This is a genomic window from Rhodobacter lacus (assembly GCF_042683065.1).
Lineage (GTDB): Bacteria > Pseudomonadota > Alphaproteobacteria > Rhodobacterales > Rhodobacteraceae > Rhodobacter > Rhodobacter lacus.
Window position 1 is genome coordinate 561,811 of the sequence record NZ_JBHUIX010000013.1, and the last position, 24,939, is coordinate 586,749.

At 66.0% G+C, this 24,939-nt stretch carries 24 protein-coding genes and 1 tRNA gene; 13 read left to right on the forward strand and 12 right to left on the reverse strand.

Features of this window, described 5'->3' with window-relative positions:
* Positions 1-347: 347 nt before the first annotated feature.
* From ACFSM0_RS14780 to ACFSM0_RS14790, 3 genes are read right to left on the reverse strand one after another with little or no spacing between them, the layout of a single operon-like run.
* Entirely contained in the window at positions 348-1,319 is a 972-nt protein-coding gene (locus ACFSM0_RS14780) for a methyltetrahydrofolate cobalamin methyltransferase (RefSeq protein ID WP_377391954.1), read from the reverse strand.
* A gap of 2 nt (positions 1,320-1,321) precedes the next feature.
* Entirely contained in the window at positions 1,322-2,224 is a 903-nt protein-coding gene (locus tag ACFSM0_RS14785) for a methylenetetrahydrofolate reductase (RefSeq protein WP_377391957.1), read from the reverse strand.
* Between the two features lie 11 nt (positions 2,225-2,235).
* Positions 2,236-2,544 (reverse strand): virulence factor, encoded by a 309-nt coding sequence (locus ACFSM0_RS14790; RefSeq protein ID WP_377391960.1) that lies wholly within the window; start codon positions 2,542-2,544, stop codon positions 2,236-2,238.
* A 444-nt stretch (positions 2,545-2,988) separates the two neighbouring features.
* On the opposite strand from ACFSM0_RS14790, the gene ACFSM0_RS14795 reads away from it, so the two are divergent.
* The 3 genes from ACFSM0_RS14795 to ACFSM0_RS14805 all read left to right on the forward strand — a co-directional run bounded on the left by ACFSM0_RS14795 (position 2,989) and on the right by ACFSM0_RS14805 (position 5,931).
* Positions 2,989-4,119, forward strand: coding sequence for a Ppx/GppA phosphatase family protein (locus ACFSM0_RS14795; protein ID WP_377392509.1), 1,131 nt, complete (start codon positions 2,989-2,991; stop codon positions 4,117-4,119).
* Positions 4,116-4,871, forward strand: coding sequence for an RlmE family RNA methyltransferase (locus tag ACFSM0_RS14800; protein ID WP_377391963.1), 756 nt, complete (start codon positions 4,116-4,118; stop codon positions 4,869-4,871). The genes ACFSM0_RS14795 and ACFSM0_RS14800 overlap by 4 nt, the downstream gene beginning before the upstream one ends.
* Positions 4,872-4,947: 76 nt before the next feature.
* Positions 4,948-5,931 carry a GAF domain-containing protein gene (locus ACFSM0_RS14805; RefSeq protein WP_377391966.1) on the forward strand — a complete coding sequence of 328 codons (984 nt, stop codon included), beginning with the start codon at positions 4,948-4,950 and terminating at the stop codon, positions 5,929-5,931.
* A gap of 24 nt (positions 5,932-5,955) precedes the next feature.
* On the opposite strand, the gene ACFSM0_RS14810 is transcribed toward ACFSM0_RS14805, so the two are convergent.
* The 8 genes from ACFSM0_RS14810 to ACFSM0_RS14845 all read right to left on the reverse strand — a co-directional run bounded on the left by ACFSM0_RS14810 (position 5,956) and on the right by ACFSM0_RS14845 (position 13,927).
* Entirely contained in the window at positions 5,956-7,032 is a 1,077-nt protein-coding gene (locus ACFSM0_RS14810) for a 2'-deoxycytidine 5'-triphosphate deaminase (protein WP_377391969.1), read from the reverse strand.
* Between the two features lie 72 nt (positions 7,033-7,104).
* Positions 7,105-7,182 (reverse strand) — tRNA-Pro (locus ACFSM0_RS14815).
* Between the two features lie 90 nt (positions 7,183-7,272).
* Positions 7,273-10,272, reverse strand: a complete 3,000-nt coding sequence (locus ACFSM0_RS14820) for a MerR family transcriptional regulator (protein WP_377391972.1) — start codon at positions 10,270-10,272, stop codon at positions 7,273-7,275.
* A 44-nt stretch (positions 10,273-10,316) separates the two neighbouring features.
* On the reverse strand, positions 10,317-10,619 hold the full coding sequence (gene ihfA / locus ACFSM0_RS14825) for an integration host factor subunit alpha (protein ID WP_377391975.1): 303 nt from the start codon (positions 10,617-10,619) through the stop codon (positions 10,317-10,319).
* Between the two features lie 130 nt (positions 10,620-10,749).
* The gene (locus ACFSM0_RS14830; protein WP_377391978.1) at positions 10,750-11,724 is read right to left on the reverse strand and encodes a beta-ketoacyl-ACP synthase III; all 975 of its coding nucleotides are present in this window, start codon (positions 11,722-11,724) and stop codon (positions 10,750-10,752) included.
* Positions 11,721-12,932, reverse strand: a complete 1,212-nt coding sequence (gene plsX, locus ACFSM0_RS14835) for a phosphate acyltransferase PlsX (protein WP_377391981.1) — start codon at positions 12,930-12,932, stop codon at positions 11,721-11,723. Before plsX ends, ACFSM0_RS14830 begins: the two co-directional genes overlap by 4 nt.
* A 14-nt stretch (positions 12,933-12,946) precedes the next feature.
* Positions 12,947-13,153: a 50S ribosomal protein L32 gene (rpmF, locus tag ACFSM0_RS14840; RefSeq protein ID WP_076483356.1), complete on the reverse strand. Its 207-nt coding sequence runs from the start codon at positions 13,151-13,153 to the stop codon at positions 12,947-12,949.
* Between the two features lie 186 nt (positions 13,154-13,339).
* Entirely contained in the window at positions 13,340-13,927 is a 588-nt protein-coding gene (locus ACFSM0_RS14845; protein ID WP_377391985.1) for a YceD family protein, read from the reverse strand.
* A gap of 168 nt (positions 13,928-14,095) precedes the next feature.
* Here ACFSM0_RS14845 and ACFSM0_RS14850 point away from each other — a divergent pair, with 168 nt between their 5' ends.
* The 9 genes from ACFSM0_RS14850 (at position 14,096) to proB (ending at position 21,935) form a co-directional block, all read left to right on the forward strand.
* Positions 14,096-14,545, forward strand: coding sequence for an outer membrane protein assembly factor BamE (locus tag ACFSM0_RS14850; protein WP_377391988.1), 450 nt, complete (start codon positions 14,096-14,098; stop codon positions 14,543-14,545).
* Positions 14,546-14,675: 130 nt separating this feature from the next.
* Complete coding sequence (locus ACFSM0_RS14855) at positions 14,676-15,446, forward strand: GNAT family N-acetyltransferase (protein WP_377391991.1); 771 nt, start codon at positions 14,676-14,678, stop codon at positions 15,444-15,446.
* A 226-nt stretch (positions 15,447-15,672) separates the two neighbouring features.
* Positions 15,673-17,493 carry an ABC-F family ATP-binding cassette domain-containing protein gene (locus ACFSM0_RS14860; protein ID WP_377391994.1) on the forward strand — a complete coding sequence of 607 codons (1,821 nt, stop codon included), beginning with the start codon at positions 15,673-15,675 and terminating at the stop codon, positions 17,491-17,493.
* 60 nt (positions 17,494-17,553) lie between these two features.
* Positions 17,554-17,805 (forward strand): DUF333 domain-containing protein, encoded by a 252-nt coding sequence (locus ACFSM0_RS14865; RefSeq protein ID WP_377391998.1) that lies wholly within the window; start codon positions 17,554-17,556, stop codon positions 17,803-17,805.
* A gap of 352 nt (positions 17,806-18,157) precedes the next feature.
* A complete protein-coding gene (gene rplU, locus ACFSM0_RS14870; protein WP_377392001.1) occupies positions 18,158-18,604 on the forward strand; it encodes a 50S ribosomal protein L21 in 447 nt (148 codons plus the stop codon).
* Positions 18,605-18,610: 6 nt separating this feature from the next.
* Complete coding sequence (gene rpmA, locus ACFSM0_RS14875; protein ID WP_377392004.1) at positions 18,611-18,880, forward strand: 50S ribosomal protein L27; 270 nt, start codon at positions 18,611-18,613, stop codon at positions 18,878-18,880.
* 195 nt (positions 18,881-19,075) lie between these two features.
* The gene (locus ACFSM0_RS14880; protein WP_377392007.1) at positions 19,076-19,615 is read left to right on the forward strand and encodes a GNAT family N-acetyltransferase; all 540 of its coding nucleotides are present in this window, start codon (positions 19,076-19,078) and stop codon (positions 19,613-19,615) included.
* A gap of 191 nt (positions 19,616-19,806) precedes the next feature.
* A complete protein-coding gene (obgE, locus tag ACFSM0_RS14885; protein ID WP_377392010.1) occupies positions 19,807-20,832 on the forward strand; it encodes a GTPase ObgE in 1,026 nt (341 codons plus the stop codon).
* Positions 20,820-21,935 carry a glutamate 5-kinase gene (proB, locus tag ACFSM0_RS14890; RefSeq protein ID WP_377392013.1) on the forward strand — a complete coding sequence of 372 codons (1,116 nt, stop codon included), beginning with the start codon at positions 20,820-20,822 and terminating at the stop codon, positions 21,933-21,935. The genes obgE and proB overlap by 13 nt, the downstream gene beginning before the upstream one ends.
* Before the next feature lie 115 nt (positions 21,936-22,050).
* Here proB and ACFSM0_RS14895 read toward each other — a convergent pair whose 3' ends face one another.
* Positions 22,051-23,424: a M20/M25/M40 family metallo-hydrolase gene (locus tag ACFSM0_RS14895; protein ID WP_377392016.1), complete on the reverse strand. Its 1,374-nt coding sequence runs from the start codon at positions 23,422-23,424 to the stop codon at positions 22,051-22,053.
* Between the two features lie 228 nt (positions 23,425-23,652).
* On the opposite strand from ACFSM0_RS14895, the gene hemA reads away from it, so the two are divergent.
* Positions 23,653-24,882 (forward strand): 5-aminolevulinate synthase, encoded by a 1,230-nt coding sequence (hemA, locus tag ACFSM0_RS14900; protein WP_377392020.1) that lies wholly within the window; start codon positions 23,653-23,655, stop codon positions 24,880-24,882.
* The last annotated feature ends 57 nt before the right edge of the window (positions 24,883-24,939 follow it).

Sequence of the window (24,939 nt, forward strand, 5' to 3'; positions counted from 1 at the left end):
CGGAGGTGCCCCGGTGCCGCCCGCCAGCCGCCCCGTTCTCGCCACGTTTCGCCCTGTGGGGCGCGATTGTCGCCGCCCTGCGAACAGAGTGGTTCCGCTCTGACCATGAGGGCTGGCTCTGTTCTCGATTGGGGATCTTTGCGTTTCGTGAGCGGAAACGGCAAATACGCGCCTTTGGCGCCAAGGCGCCATATCAAGGGGATGTCCTTGCCGCCAAGGCCGGTTTCGCGCCCCGCAATCGGGCCGGATCATGGCAATTGCGGGGAGATCGGAAACAAACGCCCCGGCCAAAGCCGGGGCGCGAAAACTCTGGAAAGTTTGAGTCGCTCGGTGCCGAAGCGGCGCGCTCAGCGCGCGCGGCGGCGCCCCCGGCCCCCGGACGACGCGGCGGCGGCAGAGGCTTCAGCAAAGCTTGCGCCTTCCTTCATCGCGTCGAGCACCTTGGAGAGCTTGATCCAGTCCATCGAGTTCGGATCGTGATCCATCAGCAGGTTGGCGGCGCGGATCGCCTCCATCTCCTGATTGCGCACCGGGTTCATGATCGCCGAGGTCATGCCCGCGCCAATCGCCATCGGCAGGAAGGCGGCGTTGACGCCGTGGCGGTTCGGCAGCCCGAAGGAGATGTTCGAGGCGCCGCAGGTGGTGTTGACGCCGAGCTCCGTGCGCAGGCGCTGCACCAGCGTGAACACCTGCCGCCCGGCCGAGGCCATCGCGCCCACCGGCATCACCAGCGGGTCAACGACAATGTCATGCGCCGGGATGCCGAAATCGGCGGCGCGTTCGACGATCTTTTTCGCCACCGCAAAGCGCACATCGGGGTCTTCGGAGATCCCGGTATCGTCGTTCGAGATCGCCACCACGGGCACGTTGTATTTTTTCACCAGGGGCAGCACGCGCTCAAGGCGCTCTTCCTCGCCGGTGACAGAGTTCAGAAGCGGGCGGCCTTCGCAGGCGGCAAGGCCCGCTTCGAGTGCGGCGGGCACCGAGCTGTCGATGCACAAAGGCACATCGGTCACCGCCTGCACCTTGGCGATCAGCTCGCGCATCAGCGGCGGTTCGACAAAGTTGTTGTCGGCATAGCGCGGGTCTTCGGCCATCTTGTTGGAGAAGACGGCGCCCGAGTTGATGTCGAGCACGGTTGCGCCGCAGGCCACCTGCTCCAGCGCGTCCTTTTCCACAGTGGTGAAATCGCCCGCTTCAAGCTCGGTGGCCAGCTTTTTCCGGCCCGTCGGGTTGATGCGCTCGCCGATCACGCAGAAGGGCTCGTCGAAGCCGATCACAACGGTCTTCGTCTTGCTCTCGAGAATGGTGCGGGTCATGGTCAGCCTTTCACTTGTTCCGCGATCCAGGTCGCGTTCGTCTTGATACCGCCGAGCGGGAAGAAATGCACGGCCTCGATGCCGAACTCGGGATGGGCGGCCTTGTGCTTGGCCAGGGTCTTGAGCAGGTCGGTGGGCTCGAAGGGGGCCAGCAGCTTCGTCACGTCTTTGGCGCGTTTTTGCAGCACCTTGAGGCTCGGACCAACGCCGCAGGAGATGGCGAATTTCAACAGCGTTTGCAGCTTGCCGGGGCCCGCAATGCCGATATGGACCGGCATCTTGATGCCTTCGGCGGCCAGCCGGTCAACCCAGGCGATCATCGGGCCCGCCTCAAAGGCGAATTGCGTGACAATGGCGCAATCTGCATCGGTGGTATCGGCGAATTTCTGTTTTAGCTTCAGCGCATCCATCACGATCTTGTCGCCGCCATTCACGTCGATGTCGCGGTTGCCCTCGGGGTGACCGGCAAAGTGAATGCGCTCGAAGCCCGCAAACGCGCCGGTTTCCAGAAGCTGCATGGAATTGTCGAGGCTGCCAAGCGGGGTTTTCGGCCCGCCGCCCAGAAGCAGCGCCTGCTTCACGCCCGCCTCGCCCTTGTAGCGCGCCACCCATTCGCGCAGCTCCAGCGCATCGCGCATGATGCGGGCAGGGAAATGCGGCATCGGCTCGAAGCCCTCGTCGCGCAGCCGCTTGACGGTGGCGACCATCTCTTCGATCGGCGTGCCCTCGATATGGGCAACATAGACCCGCGTGCCTTCGGGCAGGAGCGCGCGAAAATCCTCGACCTTGGCCGCGGTGCGCGGCATCACCTCGATCGAGAAGCCTTCGAGGAAGGCCGGGAGCACGCCGTTGCTCGGCGGTTCTTGCGGTGTCGCGGTGTCGCGGCGGAAGTTCAGAAGCGCCATGTCTCTCTCCGTCAGCTGGGCTGGTGCTCCCAGCCGTCATTGGCAATCAACCGCACAAGCGCGGCGGTATCGTAATCGGAGAGAACCCGCGCCAGTTCGGCTTCGGCGGCCTCAAGGTCCGAGCCGTCGCGGGTGCCAATCACCACCTTGCGCCACTCCGCAAGGTAAGCGTCGCTGTCCTTCGCGCCGATCTTCATCGCGCAGCGGTCGATCGCTTGTTCGAACCGTTCGGGGAGCGGTCTCTTCACCCCCCTGCGGCCCGAGCCTGCAATGATCTGCGCGGGAATATCGCGCCAGAAGACGATCGTGATCTCGGCCATTCGTGATTCCCTCTTGTCTCAGCAATACGGGCGAATGCGACGTGGCCGGAGACGGATTTCGACATGTTTCGCGGGGTTGGCGACACCGCTCGATTTCTTCGCGCGCTTGGCACCCGATGTGCAATCTCGAACTTTGCAGGAAGATGATGAAAATAGTTCAAATTCCGCCCCGCGCCCGCTTTGGCGGGGGGCGGATGCCGCTGCCGGGAGCTTCGGGGCAAGCGGTCCCGAAGAACAAGCGCGCAGGCCGGCCCTTTCATCTTGCCTTAAATATCCCGGGGGTGCGGGGGCAGCGCCCCCGCCCGGCGCGCTTCGGCCTGCCGAAGCGCGCACCGTCCACGCTGGCGCGCGCTGTGACGAAGGTCACCAATTTGTCATCAGGCGCTTGAACCTGCGCCCCCCCCGCGCTACCTAGGAGGTAACTTGAAATCGGAGGGCGTGACGATGGCGCCCAGGCGTCCTCGGGCTGCGGGCGCGATCCCGAAAAAGGTCGAACGCGCTGCACCCACCCCTGCCGAGCCGGGCGAGCTTTATGCTGCGCTCGATCTCGGCACCAACAGTTGCCGGATGCTGATTGCCCGACCGAAGGGCGATCAGTTTCAGGTCGTGGACAGCTTCTCGAAAGCGGTCCAGCTCGGTCAGGGGTTAGAAGCCTCCGGCCGGCTTTCCCGTTCATCCATGGCGCGCACCGTGCAGGCCTTGCAGATCTGCCGCCGCAAGATCGAAACGCATGGCGTGCGCCGGATGCGGCTGGTGGCCACCGAGGCCTGCCGCCGCGCCGGCAATGCGCGCGATTTCATTCGCTATGTGCGCCGCGAGACGGGCCTGCCGCTGGAGATCATCCCGCCCGAGGAGGAGGCGCGGCTCGCCGTCATCTCCTGTGCCTCGCTCGTCAATCCCGGCACCGAGCAGCTGCTTGTCGTCGATATCGGCGGCGGTTCCACCGAGCTTGTGTGGATCGACATCTCCCATGTGCCGCCGGCGGATCGCCCCCGCGCGATCATGCGGCTTTCGGGCGGCTTCTCGCAGCCCGAAAGCGAGATCCCCTCGGCGCGCGTGGTGGACTGGATCTCGGTGCCGCTCGGGGTGGCCACGCTGAAAGACCAGTTTGGCGATGTTGAGGACGATGCCGCCCGGTTCGCGTTGATGTCGTGGTTCTTTGAGGAAAAACTCGCCGATTTCAGCCCCTATGCCTCGGGTATGCCGCAGGCGGGGTTTCAGGTGATCGGCACCTCGGGCACCGTTACCACCGTCGCCGCCTGCCATCTTGGCCTCAAACGCTATGACCGCAACCGCGTCGACGGGCTCACCATGACCTCGGTCGAGATCGACGCCGTGATCCGCTCGTTTCTGAACCTCGGCCCGGAGGGGCGGCGCGCCGATCCGCGCATCGGGCGGGACCGGCACACGCTGATCATGTCGGGGGCGGCGATCTTGCAGGCGCTGATGCGGGTCTGGCCAACCGACCGGATGTCGGTCGCGGACCGCGGCCTGCGCGAGGGCCTTCTTTATGCACAGATGGCCGAGGATGGCGTGCTCGAAGAAATGAAGCCGATCGAAGGAGAGATCGAATGACCAAGACCCCGACCGGCAAAAACACCTCCGGGCGCGGGCAGCGCGACCTGCGGGTGCGGGTAAAAACGGCGAAGGGGCGCAAGCTCTCGTCGACGCTCTGGCTTGAGCGCCAGCTCAACGACCCTTACGTGATCCGCGCGCGAAAAGAGGGCTACCGCGGCCGCGCCGCCTACAAGATCCTCGAGCTGGACGAAAAGTTCCGCTTTCTTGTGAATGGGGCGCGGGTGGTGGACCTTGGCTGTGCCCCCGGCGGCTGGTGTCAGGTGGCGGTGAAGCGGGTCAATGCGCTTGGCGAGAAGTCGGGCAAGAAGGTCGGCACCGTGCTTGGCGTCGATCTGCAGGAGATCGCGCCGATTGCCGGGGCTGACCTGCATCAGCTCGATTTTCTCGAAGATGGCGCCGACGAAAAGGTGAAGGGCTGGCTCGGCGGGCGCGCCGATGTGGTGATGTCGGATATGGCCGCGGCGGCCTCGGGCAACCAGCAGGTGGACCATTTGCGCATTATCACCTTGTGCGAGCATGCTGCCTATTTTGCCTTTGACGTGCTCGAAGAGGGCGGCACCTTCGTGGCCAAAGTGCTCGCGGGCGGCGCCGAACAGGGGCTGATGGGGATTCTCAAGAAGAATTTTGACAAGGTGGCGAACGTCAAGCCGCCCTCGTCGCGCAAGGACAGCTCCGAGAAATTTGTGGTCGCCCAAGGGTTTCGGGGCAAACGGCACGAAGAGGGGCCGCAGGCGCCTGACGCAGAGTAAACTGCGACCCTTGCGCGCAGCCGATTTCGCCCTATCCTGAGCGCTTCGACGCAGCGTGAAGAGGGGAGGCTTTTCGATGCGCCACAGGGAGAGTGCGCCCGCAAGCCGCAACCATGCCGAGATCGTGCAATCCGTCGTCACCTCGGCCAAGGCCGCGGGGCAGGCGGGGTTTGCCGCGTCGTGGCGGCGCTCGATGATCCATCACAAGCTTGACCCGGGGCAGGGGCAGGGCGCGCATCGGCTGACCGAGGGCGAGATCAAGGCGCGCCGCGAGGCGGCAGGGCTTTTGTTGCGCGTTGCAGCACCCGTGCTCGACCGGCTCGCCCGCGCCGCCTGTGAGGCGGGCTGCGCGGTCTTTCTCTCCGATGCCGAGGGGCTTGTGCTCGATGAGCGGCTGCGCGCGGGCGACCGGCGCGCCTTTCACGGCTCGAACCTCGCCCCCGGCTCGGATTGGTCGGAGGGTTCGGAGGGGACGAATGGCATCGGCACCTGCCTCGCCGAGGGCCGCGCCGTCACGGTTTGGCGCGACCAGCATTTTCGCGCCACCAATACCGGGCTGACCTGCATGGGGGCGCCGGTGTTTGGCGCCGAGGGAGAGCTGGCGGGCGTGATCGATGTCTCCTCCGCCCGCGCCGACATGACCGAGGGCTATGCGCGGCTGGTGGCGCTCACCGTGCAGGATGCGGCGAGCCGGATCGAGGCAGATCTGTTTCGGGCGGCGTTTGCCGGGGCGCGGATCCTCTCGGCGGGCGGCACCGAGGAGAGCCCGCAGGGCGTGATGCTGCTCGCGCTCGACCGCGACGATCTGGTGATTGGCGCCACGCGCGCGGCGCGGCGCCAGCTTGGCCTTGAGCCGCGCCAGATTGGCCGCGTGCCTGCCAATGATCTGTTCGGGGAGCGGGCGGCCCCCGCGCAGGGGGCGCTGGCCGAGGCGCAGCGGGCCGAGATGGCGCGCGCGCTCGCGCGTTCGGGCGGGAATGTGTCTGCCGCGGCGCGCGATCTGGGGATTGGCCGCGCCACCTTTTACCGCAAAGCAAAAGCGCTCGGGCTGGGCGTGTAACCCCTTGCGCGGCGCCGCGCGGGCTCAGCCGTTGCGGAAATGCTTGGCGAGCTTGAGCCCCTGGCCCTGATAGTTCGAGGCGATCCCGGTGCCGTAAAGCCGCGCGGGCCGCTCGGCCATGCGCTCATAGACGAGCCGCCCGACCACCTGCCCGTGTTCGAGCACGAAGGGCGCCTCGTGGCAGCGCACTTCGAGCACGCCTTTGGAGCCTTCTCCTCCCGCCGCACCATGGCCGAAACCGGGGTCGAAAAAGCCCGCGTAATGCACCCGGAACTCGCCCACCATCGCAAGGTAAGGCGCCATCTCGGCGGCAAAATCGGGTGGGATCACCACCGCCTCGCGGCTCACGAGAATATAGAAGGCGCCGGGGTCGAGGATGATCCGCCCGTCGCGGGTGCGGATCTCCTCCCAAAAATCGGAGGCCGGATAATGTGCGATCCGATCAAGGTCGATCACGCCGGTATGGGGCTTGGCGCGGTAGCCCACGAGATCGCCCGTCTCCGGGCGCAGATCGACGGAGAAGCCAAGCCCGTGGTCGATCACCGCCTCGCCACTCACCAGGGGTTCGGCGGCATGCAGAAGCTTCAGCTCCGTGTCGGAAAGCGCAGCATCTCCGGCGCGAAACCGGATCTGGTTGAGCCGCATGCCGGGGCGCACCAGCACCGAAAACGAGCGCGGGCAGATCTCGGCGTAAAGCGGGCCCGCATAGCCCTCGGGGATGCGGTCAAATTCGGTGCCGCCATCGGTGATGACGCGGGTGAGCAGATCGAGTCGCCCGGTCGAACTTTTCGCATTCGAGACAGCGGTGAGGCCCGCGGGCAGCGCGAGCCGTTCCATCAGCGGCACCAGATAGACGCAGCCCTTTTCGAGCACCGCGCCCTCGCTGAGGTCCATCCGGTGCATCTCGAACGCGGCAAGCTTCGCCTCCACCCGTTCGTTGGGGCCCGCAAGGAAGGAGGCGCGGATGCGGTAGGCCACCGGCCCGAGCCGCAGATCGAGGCTTGCGGGCTGCACCTGCGCATCGATCACGGGGGCAGAGGCGGCGATCTCGCCCCGAAGGATCATGGCGCGCAATGCGCTGTCGGGAAGAACGCCCTGCATCGTCAAAGCCCCGTGTAAATCAGGTGTCGGATATGCGAACGCCCACCCCCGAAGGGGTGGGCGTTGTTCGGATGGTCGGGCCGGTGAGATTCGAACTCACGACCTTCCGCCCCCCAGACGGACGCGCTAACCAGGCTGCGCCACGGCCCGACGAGGGGCATATAGAGGCATTGCGCCTCCGGGCGCAAGCGGCAAAACGCATCTTTTTGCGCCAAGTTGGCGCGGGCGTTCCGGGCCATATCAGCGCCGCGCGGGCGGCGGGCGCGGCGGCTGGGCCAGCCGTGCCTGCAGCGCCGTCAGCCGGTCATGCGACGACAGAAGCCGCATCCGCTCGATCGGCGAAAGCGCAACCGGCGCGAAAAGCGCAAGCCCTTCCTTGAGCGCGCCGAGCGGGTTCACGCTCGGATCGATTTGCCCCGCCACGGGGAGTTCCTGGCTGAGCGGCGCGGTGCCGCTCAGAATCAGGCTCACCATCCGCTCAAGCGGATCAAGCGGCGGCGGACCGGCGGGCGCGGCAAGCTCTGGCACATCGGGCTCCGGCCAGTCTTCCGGCTCGGGAAGCTCTGGTTCGGGCTCCGCCTCGGGCAGTTCCGGGGCAGGGGCCTCCGGCACGGGCATCCATGGCTCCGGGATCTCCGGGCCGGGCCATTCCGGTTCGGCGGGCTCTTGCGGCTCGGGCGTCTCTGCGGGGAGCCCCTCCGGCACGGCCTCGGGCGGCACCTCTGGCCCGGGCTCTGGCTCTGGCCCGATTTCGGGCAGCGGAGGGGTCTCCGGTTCGGGGGCCGGTTCCGGCTGCTCCGGCAGGGCCATGAAGTCGAACAGCGAGGGCTGGTGCCATTCTTCCGCCGCGGCCAGGCTGGCAACCGCAGGCAGCTCGGGCGCAGGCGCGGGCGTCCGGCGCGGCCCGCGCGGCGCAATGAAGGAATAGGCGCTGTCTTCGGCCTGAGGCGGCTGTTCGGCGTCCGGCTCGGGCGAAATTTCAAGCGCGGGCGCAAGCGTCGTCTCGTATGCGCTTTCGAGTTCCCGCTCCGGTTCCGGGCTCGGTTCGGGGGGCGGTTCGGGTGTCGGCTCGGAGGCGCGCGCCAAAGCGGCTTCAGGCTCCGGTTCTGACGTGGGCTCCGCGACCGGCACGGAATGCTCCTCCAGAGCCTCCGGGGCCTCCAGAGCCTCCGGGGGCACGGCTTCCGCGAGGCTTGAGACGTCCGCCTCCGCCTCGGGCGTCCCAAGATCGGCCTCCGCAACAGGCGCTTCGGAGGCTGGCGGCGTGGGCTCCTGCGCCACCGGTGCCGCGCGGCGGAACACGAGCCCGGGCGCAATATCTTCAGAGGCGCCGGGCGCATCCACAGGGGCGGGGCGATGGCGGGCGAAGACAAGCGCTGTCGTGTCTGGCGCTGCGGTGTCTTCCGGCTCCGCGATGTTCTCTGGCGTGCGGGGCGCTTCCGCCTCGAACTCCGCTTGCGGTTCCGGTTCTGGTTCCGGTTCGAGTGCGGAGAATGGCAGGTTTTCCGCGTCATCTGCCGGTGCGGCCTGAGGCTCCGGGGCCTGCTCGCTCTCGGGCGGGAGCGCGGAGACCGGTTCGATCTCCGGTTCGATCTCCGGTTCGATGTCGGGCTCGGGCGCAGCCTGTGCTTCAATCGCGGTTTCCGGCATGTCTTCCGGGCCGAAGTCCACCGCCTGCGGGGCGTGCTCCGCGTCGGCCTCTGGCGCCAGATCTGATGTCGGCTCGGCAGGCGGCACTGCCGCCGCCGGGGCCGCCTCGGTCTCAAGCTCTGCCGCAAGCTCCCCCAGAGGGCCAAAAACAAGATCGAACGCAGTATCGACGATTTCCTCGTCCGCCGCGATCTCTGCCGCGCTTACGTCTTCAGGGGCCTGCGCCTCTCCGGGCGGCGCGTCGAAATCATCCGTGGCGGCGCTCTCGGCGGCGGCGTCCTGCTCGGGGTGGGCCGTCTCGTCCGGGCCGAGGCTTGCCTCAAGCAAGGCCTCCGCCACCGCCTCGGCAACAATCTCCGACAGCACGGCTTCGAACCCGAACGGATCAAGGCCCGGCGCCTCTGGCCCCTCCTGCGGCGGCTGAAGCAGATCCGCGACCGCAGGCGTCGGCGCCTGAGGTGCGGCGGGTATCGCATGCGCTGCGGCCTCGTCTTGGTCCGGCTCCGCGCCGGTCTCATCGCTTGTTTCGTCGAGGTTTTCCGAAGCGCTCTCGGGGGGCGCCTGCTCGGGGTGCAGCTCGGGCTGCGGCGGTTCCGGCTCCGCCAGCGCGGCCTTGGCGGCGGCAGCGGCGCGGATCGCTTCGGCGGCGGCGCGCAGCCGTTTGATCTCCGCGCGCACCGCTTCCGCCTCGCTGCGCGCGAAATCGAGTGCGGCCTGCGCCTCGGCAATGGCGTGCGTTTCGGCCGGGCTTGGCTCTGGGGCGGGCTCGGGGGCCACGTCCGTGACGGTCTCCGTGCTCGGCTCGGTTTCGATGCCCGCATCCAGAGCCGGATCGGGCGCGATCTCAGTGCCCCCAACCAAAACGGGGCCCTCTCCCGAAGCTGGCGAAGGTTCGACGGCTTCGGTCTCGGCAACTGCGTCCGCGGCCACATCTTCCGCGCCAAGATCTGCCTCGGCAGGGTCCACATCAAGCGGGTCGCGCGCGGGGAAGAAATCTTCCGCATCCGGCGTAACCACGTGAGAGTCGGGGGAAGAGTCGGGGCATTGCTGCGCAGCGAAGACTTCCGGCGCCGCAGTGTCTTGGGCGCGGCTTTCCGAGATCTCGGTGATCTCGTCTTCCGATGCTTCTGATGTCTCTGAAGTTTCGGAACTCTCCGAAAGTGCGGGCTCTGCTATTGCCTCCCGCGGGGCAGACGCCTCGATCACAGCATCTTCCGTGATCGCACCATCTTCCTCAAGCGCAGGCGTTTCGGCAGGCGCCGCAAGATATTGGGTATCTGCGGCGGCGGCAGGCGCCGCCTCTGCGGGAGCCTCGAGCGATTCCCGTCCGAGCGCTGTAATCGCCTTTACGCCGCGCGATTTCAGCGCGGCCTGTGCGTCCTTGATCGCCAGACCCTCGACCTGCAGTAGGGTCTTGATCCCGGCGATCAACGCCACGTCTGCGGGGCGGTAATATCGGCGCCCTCCCGCACGCTTGACCGGTTTGATCTGCGAAAACCGCGTTTCCCAGAACCGCAACACATGGGTCGGCGTTTCTAGAAGTTCGGAAACTTCGGAAATCGTGCGGAAGGCCTCGGCTGACTTCGTCATCGGCCCTTAGATCCCTTTCTGGGCGGCCTGGGGCCGTGTCGCCGTTATTTCGCGTTGCCTTCGGCCACGCGGTCCTTCATCAGATGCGAAGGCCGGAACGAAAGCACCCGGCGCGGGCTGATCGGCACTTCTTCCCCGGTTTTCGGGTTGCGGCCCATGCGCGAGGCCTTGTCGCGCACCGAGAACGTGCCGAAAGACGAGATCTTCACCGTCTCGCCGCGCACCAGCGCATCGGACATGTGTTGCAGCACGCTTTCGACAAGCTGCGCCGATTCATTGCGGCTCAGACCCACCTCGCGGAACACCGCTTCGCTCAGGTCCATTCTGGTCAGTGTCTTCTCCGACATCTCGATCCCCCCCGGAGTGATTTGGGTCACGATGGGCGCAAGATTTTCCCGAGTCAATATCAATGGCTTGCACGCCGAGGTTGAGACGGCGCTTTTTTGTGCAACTGCGGCTTTGAGGACAGCCTGCGCGTCACCAGCGCAGCGCCACCGCCCCCCAAGCAAGCCCGCCGCCGATTGCTTCGGTTACCAGAAGCTCGCCGGTCTTGATCTGGCCGCGCTCCTGCGCGACCGAGAGCGCAAGCGGGATCGAGGCGGCAGAGGTGTTGCCGTGGTCCTGCACCGTCACCACCACGCGCTCCATCGGCACGCCCATCCGCTCGGCGGTGGCGGTGATGATGCGCAGATTGGCCTGATGCGGCACGATCCAGTCCACATCGGCACCGGAGAGGCCGATCTTTTCAAGCGCCTTATGCGCGCTGTCGGAGAGTTTTGACACCGCATGGCGGAACACCGCATTGCCCTGCATGCGCAGATGGCCCGCGACGCCCGTGGTGGAGACCCCGCCATCGACGTAAAGCAGCTCGCGGTGGCGGCCGTCGGAATGCAGGTCAACCGAAAGGATGCCGCGGTCATGCGTGGTGCCGGTGCCGGTTGCGGCTTCGAGCACAAGCGCCCCCGCGCCATCGCCAAACAGCACGCAGGTGCCGCGGTCTTCCCAATCCATGATCCGCGAAAACGTCTCGGCGCCGATCACCAGCACCCGCTCGGCCTGACCGGAGAGGATCATCCCGTTTGCATTGGCGAGCGCGAAGATGAACCCGGCACAAACCGCTTGCACGTCATAGGCAAAGCCCTGCGTCGTGCCGAGCCCGGCTTGCACCATCGTGGCGACGGAGGGGAAGGTGAAATCCGGCGTCGAGGTGGCGACGATGATCGCGTCGATATCCTCGGCCTTCATGTTGGCGTTGATCAGCGCCGCTTTCGCGGCGGCAATCGCCAGTTGCGAGGTGGTTTCGCCCTCGGCGGCGATATGGCGCCGCTCGATCCCGGTGCGGGAGCGAATCCATTCATCGCTGGTTTCGAGCCGGCCCTCGAATTCGGCATTTTCCATCACACGCGCGGGCAGATAATGGCCAACGCCCCGGACCACGGCTCTTGTCGTCATTTCTGGGTCTCGTCTCCTGCCTGCTCTGGGGGCGCATCCTGCCCGCTTGCTGACGCAAGGGCAAGACGTGCCGCGAGCCGGTCGACGAAACCGAGACCCGCGAGCCGTGCGGCCAGCTCGATCGCTGCCGCCACCCCGGTCGCATCGGCGCCGCCATGCGATTTCACCACCGTGCCGTTGAGGCCGAGGAACACCCCGCCATTCGCCCGGCGCGGGTCGATTTTTGCTTTCAGCCGGTTCAACGCCCGCATTGCGAAGAGCGCGCCGAGCTTGGCCATGATGCCGGAGGTGAAGGCTTCCCGCATCAGCTCGCCCGCGAATTTCGCAGTGCCTTCGCCGGTTTTCAGCGCCACATTGCCGGTGAACCCGTCGGTGACGATCACATCGACGCGGGTGCCCGGAAGGTCATTGCCCTCGACAAAGCCGGCAAAGGCGTAATCGCCGTTTTGTGCCGCCTGCGTGAGCAGCTCATGCGCGGCCTTGAGTTCGGCATTGCCCTTGTGCTCTTCGGTGCCGACATTGAGCAGCCCGACGCGTGGCGTTTTCACGCCAAGCGCATTGCGCGCATAGGCCGCGCCCATCAGCCCATAGGTGAGCAGGTCATGCGCATCGGCGCGCACATCGGCGCCCATGTCGAGCATGACATTGTAGCCCGAGGGGTTCTTCGACGGCCAGAACGAGGCGATGGCCGGGCGGTTCACCCCGGGCATCTTGCGCAGGCGCAGCATCGAGAGCGCCATCAGCGCACCGGTATTGCCGCAAGACACGGCCACCAGCGCCTCTTTGTCGCGCACCGCCTCGATTGTGGACCACATCGAGGTTCCCTTGCCGGTGCGCATCACCGCCGAGGGTTTGTCATGCATCGTCACCACATCCTCGGCATGGCGCAGGCTCACCCGGTCGGCAAGATTGCGCGCAGCGACGAGCGGCGCGAGTTCGGCCTCACGGCCATGAACGATAAAATGCAGTGTCGGATTGCCGCGAGCGGCGAGGGCCACCCCGTCGAGCACTGCAGCCGGTCCACGGTCTCCGCCCATCGCATCGACTGAAATCACAATGCGTTGGGCAGAAAGTGGTCCGTCGGAAGAAAAAGCGCCGGAAAGGTCCGGCGCCGAAGCCGCGGTGATGCGGCCATTGTGCTGCTTGCTTGACGTTAGGTCACCCCGCGCATCGGCCGCGGTCCGCTCCAGAAAGGGCAGTTTGGCCATGGCGGGATCGCGGCTTACGCCGCGTCGTCGTCCAGATCGACCTCGGCAGCTTGCGCCACCACTTCACGGTCATCATAGTGGCCACAGGCGCCGCAAACATGGTGCGGGCGCTTGAGTTCGCCGCAGTTCGGGCAGGCGGCCGGGTTGGCGGCGGTAAGGGCATCATGCGCACGGCGCATGTTGCGGCGGGAGCGCGTGACTCGGTTCTGCGGGACAGCCATGTGTCTAACCTCGGTTTCCTGGGGCGCAAGGCCCTGATTTTCCTGGGGTTTCGTCACGGGCGCCGGAGGCGGTCCGGGTGCGAACCCTATACTCGAATGAGGCCGGGAACATACAGCGATTGCGCCCCGTTGCAAGCCCTTTTTGCAGCCTTTTTCGCCCCCTCTCCGGGCCGCGACGAAAAGCGCTCATGCGCGGTCAGGGTCGTCGCCCGTGTCGGTGTCCTTGCCGCCCATCAGAGCGCGCAAATTGGCAAAGGGGCGGGTTTCCTCATCGCGGATCGGCGCCGCACCGGGCGGCGCGGCGGCCATCTCCAGCCCGTCCGCGCCCGGCGCATGCGGATAGAGCGGCAAGGCGAGTTCGAGCGCCTCAAGCGCCACGGCGCCAAGGTCGATGCGGTCGGGCAGCGGTTCGCTGTCGGTATCCTCGGGCATCTCCACCTCGTCGCCGGTCGGCGTCTCCATCGCGGCGAGATAGTGGCGGCGCACATCCTCGGTCAGCGCCGTCTCGACGGGGGCGAGGGTGATGACGCAATCTTGCACCACGGTCGCGGTGAGCCTTGCCTCCAATAGCCAGTCGTTGCGGCCCTGCGGCGTCAAGGCGCCCTTGAAATGAAAGGCGGGAAGCGCGGTAATGCCCGCCCAGGCCGCGATCTCGGCGCGCATCTCGGGGCTCGGGGCGATCTCGAACCGGGTGGGTTTGCGGCCCGCAAGATCGGCCGGGCGCAGCAGGTGCGACAGCGGCGGCTCGGGGGGCTGGGGCGCGGTATCGGTCATCATTCTCTCCGGTCGCTGGCGTCCGGTCTCCGCGTCTCGGGCTTGAGGGCCGCGCAGACCTGTTGTAAGCGGGATAGAAGGCGTGTCCGGCCCTGACAAGGGGGTATCGGGCCGAAAGGACTGTTGCAAGGAGCGGATCGGGTGAGCAGCACGACAGGACGAGCGCGCTTGGCGCAGAAGATCGCCCGCGCCGCGGCGCTTGTGGGGCTTCTGGCGACGGCGGGCTGTACCGCGATCTACGAAAACCATGGCTATGTGCCAACCGAAGAGGATCTGGCGCAGATCGAGGTCGGCAAAAGCACGCAGCAAGATGTGGCCTATGCGGTCGGGCGCCCCTCCTCGATGGGGCTTTTGCAGGGGGCGGGCTGGTATTACGTCGGCTCGCGCTGGAAGCATTACGGCCCCCGTGCGCCGCAGGAGATCGAGCGCGAGGTCGTGGCGGTGAGCTTTGATGACAAGGGCGTGGTCGACAATGTCGAGCGCTTCGGGCTCGAAAAAGGTGAGGTTGTGGTTCTCTCGCGCCGGGTCACGAAATCCAACATCAAGGGCGTGAGCCTTGCACGCGAGCTGCTCTCCTCCTTCGGGCGGATTTCGCCCGCGCAGATGGTCAAGGACTGAGCGTTTCAGGCAGCGCCCCCGCGCTGCCGCGTCGCAGGGCGGTGTCTTTTCGCTGTCAAGCAATTGGCCTAAAGTCTGCGCGTCGCTCCGATGCTGACTGCGGGGCGGCCTGCGGCCCGGAGGAACGCGCATGCTGACGCTGTCGAAATTCTCGCTGTCGCGGGGCCGCTATGCGGCGCGATTCGCTGTCACGCCCGAGGATCTGCAGGCCGCGCAGGCGCTGCGCTGGCGCGCCTTTGTTGCCAATCGCGGTCGGGCGGAGGGGGAGAGCACGCTTGATGCCGATGCCTATGATGCCGATTGCCGCCATGTGCTGGTGGAAGAAACCGGCTCGGGGCGGCTTGTGTGCTGCTTCCGGCTGATGGCGCTCGAAAACGGCGCGGAGCTTTCGCGCAGCTATTCGGCGCAATTTTATGACCTCACGCCGCTTTCGGCCTATCCGGGGCGGATGGTGGAGATGGGCCGGTTCTGCATCGCCCCCGACTGCCGCGACCCGGATATCTTGCGCCTCGCCTGGGGGGCGGTGACGCGGTTTGTCGATGCCGAGGGGATCGAGATGCTGTTTGGCTGCTCCTCGTTCCTCTCCACGGATTTCGAGAGCTATACGGATGCTTTCGCGCTGCTGGCGGAGCGGCATCTGGCGCCGCGGCGCTGGCGGGTGCAGGTGAAGGCGCCCAAGGTGATCCGCTATGCGCGCCAGCTTCTGGGCCGCAAGGGCGATCCGAAGCTCGCGATGCTGAAGATGCCGCCGCTGTTGCGCAGCTATCTCGGCATGGGCGGCTGGGTCAGTGATCATGCGGTGGTGGATGAGGATCTGGGCACGCTCCATGTTTTCACCGGGCTCGAGATCGGCGCGATCCCGCCCGCCCGCGCGCGCGCGCTGCGGCTGGTGGCCGGCTGACAGGCCTTGCGCGGGGCAGGGGGCGCTGCCCCCTCTGGCCTGCGGCCATTCACCCCCGGGATATTTGCACAAAGTCGAAGGCGGCAGAGATCTCTCTTCGACTTTGTCAAAATATCCTCGGGGGGAGAATGGGCCAAAGGCCCAGAGGGGGGCAGACAGCCCCCCTTGCGCCCTTCCCGCATGTCTCCCCGTTGACCTTTGTGCGCGGCCCGGCTAGCGGGGAGCCATGGCACGCGCACCTCTTCTCCAGCTCTCTTCGATCTCGCTGACCTTCGGCGGCACTCCCGTTTTCGACGGGCTCGACCTCACCGTGCAGGAGGGCGACCGCGTCGCCCTGGTCGGGCGCAACGGGTCGGGCAAATCCACCCTGATGAAGGTGATGGCCGGGCTCGTGGAGGCCGACCACGGCAGCCGCGTCGTGCCCACCGGCACCCGAGTGGGGTATATGGAGCAGGAGCCCGATCTTTCGGCCTTTGCCAGCTTGGGGGATTTTGCCGCCTCTGGCCTCGCGGAGGCGGAGCGCTACCGTGTCGAGATGGTGGCCGAGGGGCTGAAGTTCCGCCCGGAGGCCGAGGTTGCAACCGCCTCGGGCGGGGAGCGGCGGCGCGCCGCGCTGGCCAAGCTTCTGGCCGAGGCGCCGGAGTTGATGCTGCTCGATGAGCCGACCAACCACCTCGACATCGAGGCGATTGGCTGGCTTGAAAATTACCTGCGCGAGACGCGCACCGCCTATGTCATCATCTCCCACGACCGCGCCTTCCTGCGCCAGCTCACGCAGGCCGTGCTCTGGATCGACCGCGGCGAGGTGCGGCGGATGGAACGCGGCTTTGAGCATTTCGAGGAGTGGCGCGAGGAAACTTGGGCCGCCGAGGATGACGCCCGCCACAAGCTTGATCGCAAGATCAAGGCGGAGGCGAAATGGGCGGTCGAGGGGATCTCGGCACGGCGCAAGCGCAATATGGGCCGGGTGCGTGCGCTGCAAGCCCTGCGGGCCGAGCGCGCCGGGCAGATCCGCCGCCAGGGCACTGCCGCGATGGAGCTTGAGACCGGCACCCAATCGGGCAAGCGCGTGATCGAGGCGAAGGGCCTCACGAAGAGCTTTGGCGCCAAGCCGATCGTCAAGGATTTTGACCTGCGCGTGCTGCGCGGCGACCGGGTCGCTTTTGTGGGGCCGAACGGCGTGGGCAAGACCACGCTTTTGAAAATGCTGACGGGGGAGCTTGCCCCGGATGCGGGCATCGTGACCCATGGCACCAATCTCGAGATGGCCGTCTTTGATCAGGCCCGCGCGACGCTCGATCTGGAGATGACGCTTTGGGACGGGATGGTGAACGACCCGGAGATGCGGGTCTCGGGCCGCTCGGATCAGGTGATGGTGCGCGGCACCCCCAAACATGTCGTGGCCTATCTCAAGGATTTTCTCTTCGACGAGCAACAGGCGCGCGCGCCGATCGGCTCGCTTTCGGGGGGGGAGCGGGCGCGGCTCTTGCTTGCGCGGATCATGGCCAAGCCCTCGAACCTGCTGGTGCTGGACGAGCCGACGAACGATCTCGATGTCGAAACGCTTGATCTGTTGCAAGATATTCTGGGTGATTACGACGGCACCGTGCTTTTGGTGAGCCATGACCGCGATTTCATCGACCGCGTTGCCTCCACCACAATCGCAATGGAAGGGGACGGGCGCGCCACCGTTTATGCGGGCGGATGGTCGGACTATCAGGCCCAAAAGGCGCTCACCGCGTCTGAGGCCGTGAAGCCTGCGCCCAAGAAAGCCGCGCCCGAGCAGGCGAAAGAGACGCCAAAGGAGCCGGTGAAAAAGGCGGGCCTCACCTTCACGGAAAAGCATCGGCTTGAGGCCCTACCGGGGATCATCGAAAAGCTCGAACGCGAGATCGGCAAGCTGCATGAGTTGCTCTCCGACCCCGATCTCTTCACGCGCGAGCCGGTGAAATTCGCCAAGGCCTCCGAGATGCTGGTGGCGCGGGAAGCCGCCCTTGCGGCGGCGGAAGAGGAATGGCTCACGCTTGAGGAAAAGGCCGGGGCCTGACCCGGACGGACCTTTTCAGGTCGATCTCGGCATGCTAGCCTCCGAATATCGGAGGTTGCCATGAAGCGATTGATTTTTCTTGCTCTTCCCGCGGCGGCGCTGGCCGCCTGTGCGGCTGAACCGCCCGCTGAACCGACCCCCGTCGGCATGGCCAATCCGGCGGCCGTGTTCTGTGTCGAAAAAGGCGGCGAAATCCTGCCCGGCGCGACCCCCGGCGAAGATGCGGTCTGCAAGCTTCCCGATGGCCGCAAGGTCGGCGAATGGGAATATTTCAACGAGCATCATCGCCCCGACCCGGCTCCGGCGTCCTGAACGGGGGAGAGGGGCGCTGCCCCTCTTGCGCCTGCGGCGCAATTCACCCCGGGATATTTGCACAAAGTCGAAGCGACGGATCTTGCCTTCGACTTTGCTTAAATATCCCGGGGGTGAGGCGCAGCCGAGGGGGCAGCGCCCCCTGCACCCGGGCAGCAGGCGCGCGGCTCAAGCCCGGGAAAGCGCTTGACACATCGGGGCCCCTCGGGGATAAGGCGCGGACCCGGCGGCGAGTCCCTCTCCGCCGGGATCATGTTTTCAACAACGCCCATATGGGCGCGCTGTCCGAGGCGGGGCAACCCGGCAACACCCATTGGGGGCCACAGGGCGCGGCTGACACAAGGAAGAACGCATGTTCGCGGTCCTCAAGACGGGCGGCAAGCAATACAAGGTTCAGGCGGGCGATGTGCTGCGCGTGGAACTGATTGCCGCCGTCGCTGGTGAAAAAGTCCAGTTCAACGAAATTCTGATGGTGGGCGGTGACACGCTGACCGTTGGCGCGCCCACGGTGGAAGGCGCGGCCGTCGTCGCCGAAGTGATCGACACGATCAAGGCTGACAAGGTCATCACCTACCACAAGCGCCGCCGGAAACACTCCTCGCAGCGCACCCGCGGCCATCGCCAACAGCTCACGCTGCTGCGCGTGACCGAAGTGCTCGCCTCGGGCGCTGCCGCCTCGGGTGTCAAGGAAGCCGTCGGCACCGCCTCGGCGCGTCGCTCGGTGCATGGCACCGCGGCTCCCGAAGCTGCCCCCGCGAAACCGAAGCGCGCCAAAAAAGCCGCTGAAGCTCAGGAGTAATCCCCCATGGCACACAAAAAAGCAGGCGGCTCTTCGCGCAACGGTCGCGACTCTGCCGGCCGTCGCCTCGGCGTGAAACTCTATGGTGGTCAGGCCGCCGTTCCGGGCAACATCATCGTGCGTCAGCGCGGCACCAAGGTCTGGGCCGGTGAAGGCGTGATGATGGGCAAGGATCACACCCTGTTCGCCGTTGTCGAGGGCAAGATCACCTATCGCAAGGGCCTCAAGGGTCGCACTTTTGTTTCGGTTCTCCCGGTCGCGGAGGCCGCCGAGTAAGCCGAACGTAACCCGAAGCGTTTATAAGGGGGATCGGCTGAAACGCCGGTCCCCCTTTTCGTTTGCCCGCCGGCCGGGGGGAGAGGAGGCAAGCGGTCGCAGTTGAAATCGGTCATCTGAACGCCAAGGTGCTGTCATGTGACTGTTTCCGTTTTCGAAGTAGGGCCAGAACGGCCAGCGTTTGAGGAGAACGCGATGTTTCAGACGACCATAACCGCGCAACCGGTGATCGAGGCCGAGCGTTTCCTGCTGCGTCCGCTGCGGCGCTCGGATGCCGGGCTGATTTCGATGTATACCGCCGACAAGCGCGTGGCCGAGGGCACCCGCGCGATCCCGCATCCGCTGCCGCCGGGCGCGACCGAAAGTTTCATTGCCCGGGCCATGGCCGAGGGCCGCACTGAAGATGTCTGGGCGCTCGATGGCTCCGCGCAGGGGCTGGCCGAGGTGCTCGGGCTCGTGTCGCTGACCCGGCTCGACGACGATCAATCCGAGATCGGGTTCTGGGTCGGGCCGGGGTTCTGGAACACGGGCTTTGCCTCCGAGGCCGTGGCGGCGCTGATTGGGGCCAACCCGCATGGCGCGCGCACGCTGATGGCGGAGGTGTTTCAGGACAATCCCGGCTCGGCGCGGGTGCTCAGCCATAACGGGTTTGAGTATCTTGGCGATGCCGAGAGCTGGTCGGTGGCGCGCAACGCCCGCGTGCCGACCTGGACCTATGTGAAAAAGCTCGCCTGAGCGCTCGGGGAGGGCCAGCCCTCCCCGACCCCCACCTGCCGGAAGGGCGATGCCCTCCCGGGCCCACCCGCTCCCGGTCTGCGGCCCCGTCGTGGTCGCAATCCTGCGGGAGTTTGCGGGCGCCCTCCATGCGCCGCTTGCGAAATCGGCGCGGGGCGCGTAAACGGGCGCCTTGCGAAAGGGGCCAAACGATGAAATTCCTCGACCTTGCGAAAGTCTATATCCGCTCGGGCGGCGGCGGCTCCGGTTGCGTCAGCTTCCGGCGCGAGAAATTCATCGAATTCGGCGGCCCCGACGGCGGCGATGGCGGCACTGGCGGCTCGGTCTGGGCCGAGGCGGTGGGCGGGCTCAACACGCTGATCGATTTCCGCTATCAGCAGCATTTCTTTGCCCAGACCGGCCAGCACGGCATGGGCAGCCAGCGCACCGGCAAGGATGGCGAGGATATCGTTTTGAAGGTGCCGGTGGGCACCGAGATCATCGACGAGGATGAAGAAACGGTGATTGCCGATCTTGTCGAAGCCGGTCAGCGCGTGCTTCTGGCCAAGGGCGGCAATGGCGGCTGGGGCAACCTGCGGTTCAAATCCTCGACCAACCGCGCGCCGCGCAACGCCAACCCCGGTCAGGAAGGGGTCGAGCGCACGCTTTGGCTGCGGCTCAAGCTGATTGCCGATGCCGGGCTTCTGGGGCTGCCCAATGCCGGCAAGTCGACCTTTCTGTCGGCGGTGTCGAATGCGCGCCCGAAGATTGCCGATTACCCGTTCACGACGCTTGTGCCGAACCTCGGCGTGGTCGGCATCGACGGCAAGGAATTCGTGATGGCCGATATTCCGGGGCTGATCGAGGGCGCTTCCGAGGGACGGGGGCTCGGCGATCAGTTCCTGGGCCATGTCGAGCGCTGCGCGGTGCTGCTGCACCTTGTCGATGGCACCTCGAGCACGATCACCAAGGATTACCGCACCATCATCGGCGAGCTTGAGGCCTATTCCGAGGCGCTTTTCGAAAAACCGCGCGTGACTGTGCTCAACAAGGCCGATGCGCTTGACAGCAAGACCCTGTCGAGCCGCAAGCGCGCGCTGGAAAAGGCTTCCGGCGGGCCGGTGCTTGTGATGTCGGGCGTGTCGCGCAAGGGCGTGAACGAGGTGCTGCGCGCGCTCTGGGGCGAGATTTCCGGCGAGCGCGCCGATGAGGAGGAGGGCAAGCCGTGGCAGCCGTGACGCCGCGTGTTGATGCGGCCAAGCGGCTGGTGATCAAGATCGGCTCTGCGCTGCTCGTGGGCGGGCAGGGGCTGAAAACCGACTGGGTCGCGGCGCTCGCCGAGGATGTGGCCGCCGCGCGCGCGCGCGGCACTGATGTGGTGCTCGTCTCTTCGGGCTCGATTGCGCTGGGGCGGCGTGTGCTGGGGCTGCCGCTCGGCGCGCTGCCGCTTGAGCAAAGTCAGGCGGCGGCGGCGGTGGGCCAGATCCGGCTTGCGCAAGCCTATCAGGAAGTGCTCGCGCCGCATCGGGTCACCACCGCGCAAGTGCTTGTCACGCTAGAAGATACCGATGACCGGCGGCGCTATCTGAACTCGCGCGCGACGATGGAGACGCTGCTCTCCATGGGCGTGGTGCCGATCGTGAACGAGAATGACACGGTTGCGACCGATGAGATCCGCTTTGGCGACAACGACCGGCTGGCGGCGCAGATCGCCGTCACCGTGGGGGCGGATCAACTGATCCTCCTTTCTGATGTCGACGGGCTTTATACCGCAAACCCGAAGGAAGACCCGAGCGCCACCCGCTTTGACGTGGTGGAGCGGATCACCCCCGAGATCGAGGCGATGGCGGGCGATCCGATCTCCGGCCTCTCCAAGGGCGGCATGAAAACCAAGCTCCTGGCGGCGAAAACCGCCGTTGCGGGCGGCTGCGCCATGGCGATCATGGAGGGCTCGGTCGCGCGCCCGCTGCGGGCACTGGCGGAGGGCGCGAATTGCACCTGGTTCCTGCCCGAGGGCGACCCGCAGGCGGCGCGCAAGCGCTGGATCGCGGCGATGAAGCCGCGCGGCGAGGTCACGGTCGATGCGGGCGCGGTCGGGGCGCTCTTGTTGGGCAAATCGCTTCTGCCTGCAGGGGTCACCAAAGTCTCGGGGCGGTTCGGGCGCGGCGAGCCGGTGACGATTGCCGGCCCCGATGGCGCGGTGCTCGGCAAGGGGCTGATGCGCTACACGGCGGAAGAGGCGCGCAAGATCGCCCGCCACCGCTCAAACGAGATCGAGGGCATTCTGGGCTATCCGGGGCGCGCCGCGCTTGTTCACCGCGACGATATGGTGCTTGGCTAAGCGCCCAGGCGGGCAGGGGGCGCCGCCCCTCCGGCCTTCGGCCACTCCGCTTCTTTTCGACTTTGCTTAAATATCCCACGGGGGTGCGGGGGTGTGAAACCCCCGCCGCAACCGGTCAGCCCGCGATCCGCTCCAGCACGCGCGCCCAGCTCCGAATGCCCTTGTGGAAGCTTTGCAGGTCGTATTTCTCGTTCGGGCTGTGGATCTGGTCGTCATCCTTGCCAAAGCCCACGAGCATCGCATCCATGCCAAGGATATCCTTGAAATAGCCCGCAACCGGGATCGAGCCGCCGCTGCCGATGAAGGCGGCAGGCCGCTCCCATTCCTCCGAAAGCGCTTCGCGCGCGGCCTCGAAGGCGGGGTCGGTGATTTCCATCACCGCGGCGGGCGAGCCGTTCGGAGCGGTCCAGACCAGTTCACAATCGGGCGGCAGCTGCGCCTCGATCCAGGCCTTGAAGCTTGCAAGGATCTTGTCGGGATCTTGCTCGGAGACGAGGCGGAAGCTCACTTTCGCACTCGCCTCGGCGGGCAGCACGGTCTTGAAGCCCGCGCCCGTGTAGCCGCCCCAGATGCCGTTGATCTCGGCGGTCGGGCGAGACCAGATCTGCTCAAGCGGCGTGCGGTCCACCTCGCCTGCCGGGGTGGTGAGCCCGACCCCGCCGAGGAAGGCGGCGTGATCAAAGCCAAGCCCTTGCCACTGCGCCGCCACCGCCTCGGGGAGTTCTGCCACATCGTCATAAAAGCCCGGCAGCGTGACCCGGCCCTGATCGTCCTGCAGCCCGCCAAGGATCTTGGTGATCACCCGGATCGGGTTGATCGCCACACCGCCGAACATGCCCGAATGCAGATCCTTGTTGGCGGCGCGAATGGTAAACTCGATCTTCGCGAGGCCGCGCAGCATGGTGACGATGGCGGGAACTTCATCGGCAAACATGCAGGTGTCGCAGATCAGCGCGAGATCCGCCGCGAGCTCCTCGCGGTTCTCCTTCAGGAAGGGAATCAGCGAGGGCGAGCCGGATTCCTCCTCGCCCTCGAAAAAGATCGTAAGGTTACCGGGCAAGGTGCCATGCACATCCTTCCAGGCGCGGCAAGCCTCGAGAAAGGTCATCAACTGACCCTTGTCATCGCCCGCGCCGCGGCCGCGGATCACCCGCCCCTTCGGCGTCTCCTCGATCTGCGGCTCGAAGGGATCGCGCTCCCAAAGCTCGAGCGGATCGACCGGCTGCACGTCGTAATGGCCGTAAAACAGGATATGCCGCCCCGGCCCGGCATGGCGCCCGAGCACCATCGGATGCCCCGGCGTGGGGCGCGACGATGCAGAAAAACCAAGCGATTTCAGCTCCTGCACCAGCCAGTTTGCCGCTTGGGCGCAATCTGCGTCGAACGCCGGGTCGGTGGAAATCGAGGGAATGCGCATCAGTTCCATCAGCCGCTCGCAGGAGTCGGGCAGGGTTTCATCGATACGGGAAAGAACGGCTTCGAGCGTCATTTTGGTCTCCTTTGGAGGAAGCCTAACAGCCACTTTGCCGCAGCACCAGACGCTGCGCATCCTTCAAATGCCCGAAAAATCATCCGCGAAATAAAATTGTGCACGCGCATGCGACAATTTAGAACTCCCTTTTTGTGAGCTTGACGCTTATCAAGGACCGTGCCGGAAGGGCCGAAGAGCCGACACCGGCAGACCACAACCAAGTGCATCAAGCCAGGGGTGACGACTATGGACTATGATCTCGCGCTCGACAAAGCGATCCAGAAACTGCACGACGAAGGCCGCTACCGCACCTTCATTAACATCGAGCGCGAAAAAGGCGCCTTCCCGAAGGCGCAGTGGAACCGCCCCGATGGGGCGAAGCAGGACATCACCGTCTGGTGTGGCAACGACTATCTGGGCATGGGTCAGCACCCGGTCGTTCTCGCCGCCATGCATGAGGCGCTCGAAGCCGTTGGCGCCGGCTCTGGCGGCACCCGTAACATTTCCGGCACCACCGCCTATCACAAGGCGCTTGAGGCCGAACTCGCCGATCTGCACGGCAAGGAAGCCGCGCTCGTCTTCTCTTCGGCCTATATCGCGAACGACGCGACGCTGAGCACCCTGCGCGTGCTCTTCCCCGGCCTGATCATCTATTCCGACAGCCTGAACCATGCCTCGATGATCGAAGGCATCAAGCGCAACCAGGGCCCGAAACGGATCTTCCGTCACAATGACGTGGCGCATCTGCGCGAACTGCTCGCCGCCGACGATCCGGCCGCGCCGAAGCTGATCGCCTTTGAGTCGATCTATTCGATGGACGGCGACTTCGGCCCGATCGAACAGATCTGCGACCTCGCCGACGAATTTGGCGCGCTCACCTATATCGACGAAGTGCATGCCGTGGGCATGTATGGTCCGCGCGGCGCCGGTGTGGCGGAACGCGATGGCCTGATGCACCGGATCGACATCTTCAACGGCACGCTGGCGAAAGCCTATGGCGTGTTTGGCGGCTATATCGCCACCACTGCGAAAATGGTCGATGCCGTGCGCTCCTATGCGCCGGGCTTCATCTTCTCGACCTCGCTGCCGCCGGCGATTGCCGCGGGCGCGCGCGCCTCGATCGCCTTCCTGAAAACCGCGGAAGGGCAAAAACTGCGCGATCTGCAGCAAGCCCATGCGAAGGCGCTCAAATTGCGCTTCAAAGGGCTCGGCATGCCGGTGATCGACCATGGCAGCCACATCGTTCCGGTGGTGATCGGCGACCCCGTTCACACCAAGGCGGTGTCGGACATGCTGCTCGCCGATTACGGCGTTTATGTGCAGCCGATCAACTTCCCGACCGTGCCGCGCGGCACCGAACGGCTGCGGTTCACGCCCTCGCCGGTGCATGACATGGCGCAGATCGAGGGTCTGGTGAACGCGATGGATGCGCTCTGGGCGCGCTGTGCGCTGAATCGCGCCGAAGCCGTCGCCTGATCCATTCTGCGGGTGCAAGCCTCTCCGGGGTGTGGTAGTCAAATATCAAGAATTCTG

Bases quoted from the DNA above. Each gene is read 5' to 3' on its own strand.
- ACFSM0_RS14820 (WP_377391972.1), bottom strand. From the start codon at position 10,272: ATGACGAAGTCAGCCGAGGCCTTCCGCACGATTTCCGAAGTTTCCGAA.
- ACFSM0_RS14785 (WP_377391957.1), bottom strand. From the start codon at position 2,224: ATGGCGCTTCTGAACTTCCGCCGCGACACCGCGACACCGCAAGAACCG.
- ACFSM0_RS14800 (WP_377391963.1), top strand. From the start codon at position 4,116: ATGACCAAGACCCCGACCGGCAAAAACACCTCCGGGCGCGGGCAGCGC.
- ACFSM0_RS14805 (WP_377391966.1), top strand. From the start codon at position 4,948: ATGCGCCACAGGGAGAGTGCGCCCGCAAGCCGCAACCATGCCGAGATC.
- ACFSM0_RS14865 (WP_377391998.1), top strand. From the start codon at position 17,554: ATGAAGCGATTGATTTTTCTTGCTCTTCCCGCGGCGGCGCTGGCCGCC.
- obgE (WP_377392010.1), top strand. From the start codon at position 19,807: ATGAAATTCCTCGACCTTGCGAAAGTCTATATCCGCTCGGGCGGCGGC.
- ACFSM0_RS14830 (WP_377391978.1), bottom strand. From the start codon at position 11,724: ATGACGACAAGAGCCGTGGTCCGGGGCGTTGGCCATTATCTGCCCGCG.
- ACFSM0_RS14790 (WP_377391960.1), bottom strand. From the start codon at position 2,544: ATGGCCGAGATCACGATCGTCTTCTGGCGCGATATTCCCGCGCAGATC.
- plsX (WP_377391981.1), bottom strand. From the start codon at position 12,932: ATGGCCAAACTGCCCTTTCTGGAGCGGACCGCGGCCGATGCGCGGGGT.
- hemA (WP_377392020.1), top strand. From the start codon at position 23,653: ATGGACTATGATCTCGCGCTCGACAAAGCGATCCAGAAACTGCACGAC.
- ACFSM0_RS14810 (WP_377391969.1), bottom strand. From the start codon at position 7,032: ATGCAGGGCGTTCTTCCCGACAGCGCATTGCGCGCCATGATCCTTCGG.
- ACFSM0_RS14780 (WP_377391954.1), bottom strand. From the start codon at position 1,319: ATGACCCGCACCATTCTCGAGAGCAAGACGAAGACCGTTGTGATCGGC.
- ACFSM0_RS14895 (WP_377392016.1), bottom strand. From the start codon at position 23,424: ATGACGCTCGAAGCCGTTCTTTCCCGTATCGATGAAACCCTGCCCGAC.
- ihfA (WP_377391975.1), bottom strand. From the start codon at position 10,619: ATGTCGGAGAAGACACTGACCAGAATGGACCTGAGCGAAGCGGTGTTC.
- ACFSM0_RS14860 (WP_377391994.1), top strand. From the start codon at position 15,673: ATGGCACGCGCACCTCTTCTCCAGCTCTCTTCGATCTCGCTGACCTTC.
- ACFSM0_RS14795 (WP_377392509.1), top strand. From the start codon at position 2,989: ATGGCGCCCAGGCGTCCTCGGGCTGCGGGCGCGATCCCGAAAAAGGTC.
- ACFSM0_RS14880 (WP_377392007.1), top strand. From the start codon at position 19,076: ATGTTTCAGACGACCATAACCGCGCAACCGGTGATCGAGGCCGAGCGT.
- rpmA (WP_377392004.1), top strand. From the start codon at position 18,611: ATGGCACACAAAAAAGCAGGCGGCTCTTCGCGCAACGGTCGCGACTCT.
- ACFSM0_RS14845 (WP_377391985.1), bottom strand. From the start codon at position 13,927: ATGACCGATACCGCGCCCCAGCCCCCCGAGCCGCCGCTGTCGCACCTG.
- rplU (WP_377392001.1), top strand. From the start codon at position 18,158: ATGTTCGCGGTCCTCAAGACGGGCGGCAAGCAATACAAGGTTCAGGCG.
- ACFSM0_RS14855 (WP_377391991.1), top strand. From the start codon at position 14,676: ATGCTGACGCTGTCGAAATTCTCGCTGTCGCGGGGCCGCTATGCGGCG.
- rpmF (WP_076483356.1), bottom strand. From the start codon at position 13,153: ATGGCTGTCCCGCAGAACCGAGTCACGCGCTCCCGCCGCAACATGCGC.